This is a genomic window from Clostridium sp., assembly GCF_032552055.1.
In the GTDB taxonomy this organism is placed as follows: Bacteria; Bacillota; Clostridia; order Clostridiales; family Clostridiaceae; genus Clostridium.
Genome location: NZ_JAWGSV010000416.1, coordinates 1 through 1,410 on the forward strand (window position 1 = coordinate 1; position 1,410 = coordinate 1,410).

A 1,410-nucleotide genomic window follows, 5' to 3' on the forward strand; every position below is an offset into this window, starting at 1 on the left:
TAATTTTCAAGATTAGTTAAGAAATTATAAAATATTGCGTGTAAGTGCTTGCAACAATAATTCTTTCTTTTAAGCTCATAATTAACGTAATCTTGGCAAGTACAATGAGTTGAAATGATATCTTTACTTGCAATATCTATTTTTAATTTAGTACTATATTCACTGAAATAATTTTCAGAAATAACACTACTATTTATAATTATTTCATTATTATCTTTTTCAACGTTAAAAGAACTGATTAAACCTTCATTTATAATCCTTTTACCTGCAACTTCTTTATTTCCAGAAGTACTTTTTCTAAATTTATTAATTAAATCATTTTTCAACATAGTCTCCACCTTAAAAGTAATTATCCTTTAATTATAACAAAAAGAAGTGATTTTATCCACTTCTTATACTTTGAGTCACTATGCTATTTCTCTCCATAAAATACTAACTTCAAAATCATAATAGAAGAATGCTTTAAATCAAAAAAATCATTATAACTTTTCATCATATTGTATAAGTTCTTATCTTTGACTTTTTCAATATCAAAATTATGCCTAAAATTATCTTTTCCAAGTATTTCACTATGATTTATTAAGGCCTCAATATCTAAGTTCTTAAACCTTAACAATTTAAGCATAGTTAAGATTACTCTTCCTATTTCTCTATTTCCATTTTTATTTGATTGAAAAGCAGATAATTGATTATTAAGATTATTTATAAGCTGATTATTTGGATATGTTAATCCCCATAATCCACTATCAACGTCAATTATTATTACTTTGCCACCAGGTTTTAAAACTCTATATATTTCTTTTAAAGCTCTTTCTGGATAGGATAAATGTTGAAATACAAATCTTGCAATCACAACATCAAAATAATTACCAGGAAGAGATGATCTCATTATATCATCATTAATGAAACTAACTCTATCTTTATAATCATCATGTAATAATTCATATGAATGCTTTAACATCTCTGCATTATTATCTAAGCATACTATTTCTGAATTTTTGAACTTATCTAATAAGATTTTAGTATATATTCCTGGTCCACTTCCTACTTCAAGTATTAAAGAGTCCTCTTGTATACCTAAAGATTTTAAAGCCTTAAGTTCTTTATTTACTCCCAGTAAAGCTTGTTTTTCTAATCTTTCAACTTCCTTATCAAAGCTAAAGCCTTTTAAAATTTCATTATAGGACATTAGTATCTCCTTTTTTCGAATATCGCTTTTATATATTATATACAATAAAAATTTATATGTTAAAAATAGTTGTAACTAGTTAAATATCTTATTTTATTATTAAGAACTTAATTAAATAATTATAGTCATGTACCACCAGCTTAGCTGGTGGCTTGATTAAGCCCTATAAGGGCATGATACTGGCGGCACTACTCGTGCTCTGAATAACTGCCAATCGCAAA

At 25.8% G+C, this 1,410-nt stretch carries 1 protein-coding gene and 1 pseudogene; both read right to left on the reverse strand.

What is annotated here, in order from left to right:
- A pseudogene (locus E6248_RS16025) lies at window positions 1–329 on the reverse strand (ATP-dependent helicase); the annotation flags it as partial.
- Window positions 330–412: 83 nt separating this feature from the next.
- Window positions 413–1,189: a class I SAM-dependent methyltransferase gene (locus E6248_RS16030; RefSeq protein ID WP_316341765.1), complete on the reverse strand. Its 777-nt coding sequence runs from the start codon at window positions 1,187–1,189 to the stop codon at window positions 413–415.
- Window positions 1,190–1,410 lie beyond the last annotated feature (221 nt).

Excerpts from the sequence above, each read along its gene's own strand:
- E6248_RS16030 (WP_316341765.1), bottom strand. The coding sequence starts at position 1,189 with ATGTCCTATAATGAAATTTTAAAAGGCTTTAGCTTTGATAAGGAAGTT.